5 protein-coding genes are annotated in these 5,791 nt (G+C 50.0%); all 5 read left to right on the top strand.

Annotation, left to right across the window (positions count from 1 at the left end):
* A partial coding sequence (locus J7K79_RS05665) for an SLBB domain-containing protein (protein WP_296906118.1) occupies positions 1 to 1,567 on the top strand: 1,567 nt, incomplete at its 5' end.
* A gap of 1 nt (position 1,568) precedes the next feature.
* Complete coding sequence (locus J7K79_RS05670; RefSeq protein WP_296906120.1) at positions 1,569 to 2,771, top strand: hypothetical protein; 1,203 nt, start codon at positions 1,569 to 1,571, stop codon at positions 2,769 to 2,771.
* A gap of 13 nt (positions 2,772 to 2,784) precedes the next feature.
* On the top strand, positions 2,785 to 3,390 hold the full coding sequence (locus J7K79_RS05675) for an HAD family phosphatase (RefSeq protein WP_296906123.1): 606 nt from the start codon (positions 2,785 to 2,787) through the stop codon (positions 3,388 to 3,390).
* Positions 3,391 to 3,394: 4 nt separating this feature from the next.
* Complete coding sequence (locus J7K79_RS05680; RefSeq protein WP_296906126.1) at positions 3,395 to 4,813, top strand: hypothetical protein; 1,419 nt, start codon at positions 3,395 to 3,397, stop codon at positions 4,811 to 4,813.
* A 14-nt stretch (positions 4,814 to 4,827) separates the two neighbouring features.
* The coding region (locus J7K79_RS05685) for a clostripain-related cysteine peptidase (RefSeq protein ID WP_296906128.1) at positions 4,828 to 5,791 on the top strand (964 nt) is incomplete at its 3' end.

The following is a 5,791-nucleotide window of genomic DNA, read 5'->3' on the forward strand; positions in this document are numbered from 1 at the left end:
CATTCCACTCGAAGACGGCGTGTTCGTCTACGTAGAGAGGTACACGGACAGGTTCGTCTACATGGTAGGAGACAACACACCGAGGAACGGAAAGATGAACTTCGAGAAGGAAGAACCCTTCACACTTTCGACCGCTCTGAAGAAGTATGGAATCGAGGACTTTTCTCTGATAAAGAGTCTTTCTCTTTTGAGGGATGGAAAGGAGATGGTCTTCGACCCGAAGGAGATCCTGACGAAAGACGTTCCGCTCGAAAAGGGTGACACGATACTTTTGAGAACGATTCAGACGAAGAGAGTCTACTTCACCGGGGACGTGTACGGTTACGTTGACTTCGCAAAAGACGAAGACATCACACTGGAAAAGGCGCTTGCAAGGTTTGGAAAGATCCAGAGAAAGTACGTGGAAAGATTGAAGATCCACTCCGAAGGAGACACCAGGGAGATGTCGCAGATCGAAGACGTGCCCCTGGAAGACGGTGCGATCGTTGAGGTGGACCTGAAAGAGTCGATCAGGGTCTACGTGGACGGTTTTGTGAGGGCGCCGAAGATGGTTGTGTTCGAGCCGGACGAAACTCTGCTCCTTGACAGGGCGATCGTGAAAGCAGGAGGCTACAGAGAGGACACACTCTTTGAAGCAGGAGACATCACCGTTTTGAGAGACGGACACGAGATCGTTGTTCCGAAGGATCAGGCAAGCTCTTTCGAGCTGGAGGATGGAGATCTTGTCTTTGTAAAGTACAAAGAAAAGACACACGTGTATGTTTTCGGTGAAGGGATCACGAACACACTCGTGACCTTCGAAGACAAAGAGATTCCCACTCTGAGAAGCGTTCTAGGAAAGGTTGGGGGTATAAAGAGCACGGGCTCTGAGAGAATAGTGGTTGTAAAACCGGACGGCGAGAAAGAAGAGGTGAGCTACGAAGACGTGATAGAAACGGGAGGACCCATCCTTGAAAGTGGCAGTGTGGTCTTCGTTCCACTCGAGACGGAAAACTTTGCCTACGTGGTCGGAGAGGTGGCACGTCCCGGAGCCTACGAGTTGAAGGGAGACGTGACTCTTCTGAAACTGATCGCACAGGCAGGAGGTCTGAGCAACTGGGCACTGAAGACGAAGGTGATTTTGAGAAGGGGAGACAAAGAAGAGGTCTACGATTTCACAGATATGTCAGAGGTGCAGAACGTGAAGATAGAACCAGGAGACGTGGTGTACGTACCACCCGTTGAGACGAACTACGTGTACGTGCTCGGGAACGTGAAGAGTCCCGGCATTGTGAAGGTGGACAGGTACTCCACCGTGTTCGATGTGGTGATGAGGGCAGGTGGCTTCACAGACAAAGCGGCGGCAAGCAGGATCTTTCTCTTCAAAGGAGGACCGCAGGGAGAAGTGACCGTCTGTGATCTTTCTGGAGTGCTTTCTGGAAAAGGTGGAGGAGTGAACCCGAACGTTTCACCGGGCGATGTGGTCTTCGTTCCGGACAACCCGCTCATACAGGTGACAGAGGCCCTTTCCATCGTGAACACCATACTCAACACGATCAGCAACGTCAAAGACGTGATGGGGTGGTAATGTGGGAAAGAATGTACTCCTTTTGATCCTCCTTCCGGCTCTTGTTTTTGCCGGAGGGAGTGTTTCTTTTGATCTTTCCTGTGAAGGAGCGCTCAGGTGGACTGGAGAGCTTGAGGGGAGTTTGTTTCCTGGCAAAGAGTGGTCTTTCAACCTCGAGGTCGGTGTGGGTAAAGGATACGGGATCGTTCATACTGGCATCATCGACGAGCTCAAAAGGTTCGTGGAGTTCTACTACTTTCCCAGGGCGTATCTTTCCGGAAAGATCGGTCCCTTTGAGATGAAAGCGGGCATACTGAACGAGGAGAGAGGCCCTGGAATAGACAAACTCTTTCTGGATGACAACTCTCGTTTTTACGGCTTTCCCGGTGTGTCTTTGAAGTGCTCGCAGGACAACTGGCACGTGGAATCTCTCTGGCTCAACATAAACGATAGAAAGAGCTTCAACTACAGAACGGTCGTGTTCGATCTTGGACAGTTGAAGATCGCCTGCGAAGACGCTGTGGTCTATCTGGACGAGGTGTTCAATCCGTACTACTTCTTCGTTCCGATTCCATCGATTGCTATTCAGGAGATCTGGCAGTACCAGGAGGGTGCACCCTGGACGGATGAGAGCAGGAACGCGAACGCCCTCATGGGAGGATGGATCGAGTGGAGCTTCGGTGCGGGAAGGATCTATTTTGAAGCTCTGATCGACGACATGAGCCTGAACAGACTCCTTGGGACCGGGGGATATCTGAACCCGGACAAGATCGCCCTTCTTTTTGGAGGAGACTGCAGAGCGGGTCCGTGGAAGTTCTACGGTGAGGTGTCCGGTGCGAGTGCGTACACTTTCGAGAGAACATTAGAAGATCTTCCCTACGAGTACACCTATTTTGATACGGGAAAGATCGAAGAGAGGATGATCGGCTACAGGTACGGCGAGAACTCTTTCTCCCTGAAACTGGGTGTGAGCAGGTCCTTCGGATGGTACACGCTCGATGTGATGTACCACTACCTCGTCTACGGAGACAGAACACCGGAGATTCCCTGGCATGGGGAAGAGATGCCGCCCGACACGAAGTGGCTCACAGGAGATCTCACAGAAGAGCACACGTTGAAGATTTCTGCAGCAGGTAGCTTCGGAGAGTACGATGGGAAAGTGGAGGTCTGGTGGAGCAGTCTTGAAGGACTGGGAGCTGGAGTTTCTTTGAGCTTCAAGATGTAGCTGGAGGGATGAGATGATCAAAAACATCGTCTTCGACCTCGGAGGAGTTCTGATCGACTGGAGACCCTGCGAGTACCTGGTGGAGTCCTTTCCGGAGGACGTGGCGAAGGTCCTTGAGAGGGAGATCTTCAGGCACGAGGACTGGAAGAAGATGGACAGGGGGACTCTTCCGGAGAGTGTGCTCTGGAAAAAGAAAAAAAGGGAGCTTTCAGAGTACAGGGAGCACATTGAAAAGCTGGAAAGAAAAGTTCCAGAACTTTTAAAACCCATAGAAGAGAACGTGAAAGTGCTCCCCGTTTTGAAAGAAAAAGGCTTCAGGCTGTACGTTCTTTCGAACTACGGGAAGACCTACTTCGAGATGGTGAGAAGGAAACACCGGTTTTTCGATCTTTTCGATGGGATGGTGATTTCCTCGCACGTTGGTTTCATAAAACCAGAGAAAGAGATATACCTCGAGCTGATCAAAAGATATAAAATCACACCGGAAGAGAGTCTTTTCGTAGACGACACGGAAGAGAATGTGAAGGTGGCGAAAGAGCTTGGTTTCAGCGCGATACACCTTGCAGAGCCTTCCAGGTTGAAAGAGCGTTTGTTCGCGTATCTCAAGATCGACGGGTGAAAACATGAGGTGGCTTGTTTTTTTCTTTGCAGTGCTTTCCTGTGCGCTTTTCTCCGAGCCTCTCATCACACAGATGACCCCACAGGTTGTCTATGAAAACCTGGAGGACAAAAGAGCACTCTCCGGTGTTCTTCCCGTGCCGTCCGGTGAAAAAGAAAACAGAATCTCTTTCAGCGTCTCACCGTTTTTCTACTCAGGGAACTTCGAGGGAAGAACCAGAACGGGCTGGTTTGTTCTGTCAGATCCACCCTGGGAGAACTTCTATCTGTACGAGAACACCCCTCCGCTTTTGAGTGTGCTGACTGAGGGAAGTGTGGGGAAGTTTTCCTTCTGCATGGAAATTCCCTTCAGGAACAACTACAACTACTTCTACACGAGTTTTCTGGGCAACGTTCCGCCACTGTGGAAAGAGCCAGCGAGCGCCGACGCCAACTTTCCTTACACTGCTTACGGTGTCTACGAGGGTGATTCCTTTTACGTAGTCATCGGAAGATCGAAGATCAGATGGGGAAGCTCCGAGTTTCCTGTTGCGATATCGGACGTGAGTCCCTGTTTCAATCATTTCACGTTTTCTACAGAGGGAAAGATTCAGTACACGTTCCATCTTGTATCGATCAATCCGGTGTTAACAGAAAGAGAGTGGGAAAAGCAGAGCTCTTTTGTTCCGGTCAACGCGGATCCTCTTTCTCCCTACACAGAGAAGGTGAAGACACTTGCGGCACATCGACTGGACTTTCATTTCGGAGAGAATCTGAGATTCGGTGTGGGAGAGCTCACGATGATCGGTGGAAAGTACCCGGATCTTTTTACGGTGAGTCCCTTTGCGATCTGGCACAACAACTACAACGAGGGCTGCACGAACTCGATGGCGTCTTTCGACTTCTCCTGGGTCCCAGAAAAAGGCTTTGAAATTCACGGAGAGTTCGCCCTCGACGATCTTGTGGGAACAACGGAGAACGAGTCAAAGCCAACGGCCTGCGCGTTCAACGTGGGTGTGAGAAGGTCGTTTTCCACTGGTTCCTTAAAGGGTGTGCTCAGTGTGGAGTACGCCCTTGCCACAAAATTCGTCTACAACACGTTCCTTCCGTACTTGAAATTCAACAACAGGTTCGTCTATCTCACAAATCTACCGTCTTCAAGAACAATCGTGGATTATCCGATCGGTTTTGCCTTCGGACCGGACGCAAAGCTTCTGAACGTTTCTTTTGATCTTTTCAAAGAGGATGCCAGCCTTGAAGCGGATTTCTTCTACCTCGTGAAAGGACCGAACACTCTCTATACGGAGTATCCGAGGGAAGAGGAAGGAGAAACACAAGCCTTTTTCGGAGCGAATTTGAGGGGAAAAATCGGACACATGAACTTTTCGCTGTTTTTTTCAGGTAGTGAGTTTCTGGCTGGTCTTGGGGTTGAGTTTGTCTTTTGAGGAGGAAGAGAAAATTGAGATGGTTTCTTTTGATTATGGTTTCTGCTCTTTTTCTTTCTGGATGTGTGCCGGAGATCTACACGCAAACGTCCACACCTTCCACAATAGTGGCAGATGATGAAACGCACATTGCCGGAAGATACGCCTACGTGGACGTTCGAGTACTCGACGAGTACGGTCTTCCCGTCTCAGGTGCTGATGTTTCTTTCTATGTGGATGGTTCTTTCCTTGGAGAGGCAACCACCGACACAAACGGTGTGGCAAGGATAGGTTTTTTCTCTCCTTCGGAGAAGACTTACAGATTCACGGTGATAGCGGGGAGTGTGAGCAGGTCTTTTTATGTGAATTTCACGAAACCAGAATGGCTTTTCATCGTATGGATGGCAGCAGACAACGATCTTTATGAGTATTCTACGTACGATCTTTCGGAGATGAGAAACGCCAGCGGAAGTGTTTCTGTAATTGTTGTCTACGACGGGATAGGAATCGGTGATGGAATGCTGGTGCTCGATGAGAGCGGAGACTTTCAGGCTGTTGTGGGAACGATGGGGATAGATTTCAACAGCGGGTCGTACACCAGCCTGGAGGTCTGGCTCGAGACAATTTTCGATCAATTCGATGCCGATCATTACGCTCTTGTAATCTGGGATCACGGGAGTGCGTGGATCGGTGATTCGGGGTATATTTCAGCGAAGGTAGTTGGAATTGATAACTCTCAGGGAACAGCCATCGCCATAGCGGACCTGAGGAAAGCACTTGAAAACGCTCTTTCTGGAAGTAAACTTGACATCCTCGGGTTTGACGCGTGTCTCATGGGATCTCTTGAAGTGATATACGAGCTCAGAAACGTGGCAAATTACATCGTAGCATCCAGCTTCAGCGAACCGGGTGAAGGATGGGACTATTCCTTTCTGAGTGGGATAGCATCTGGTAGCACTCCGCTGGACGTGGCGAGGATGATAGTTGACAGTTACAGGG

Source organism: Thermotoga sp. (assembly GCF_021162145.1).
In the GTDB taxonomy this organism is placed as follows: Bacteria; Thermotogota; Thermotogae; order Thermotogales; family Thermotogaceae; genus Thermotoga.

Coding starts and splice junctions, on each gene's coding strand:
- J7K79_RS05675 (WP_296906123.1), top strand. CDS start 2,785: ATGATCAAAAACATCGTCTTCGACCTCGGAGGAGTTCTGATCGACTGG.
- J7K79_RS05680 (WP_296906126.1), top strand. CDS start 3,395: ATGAGGTGGCTTGTTTTTTTCTTTGCAGTGCTTTCCTGTGCGCTTTTC.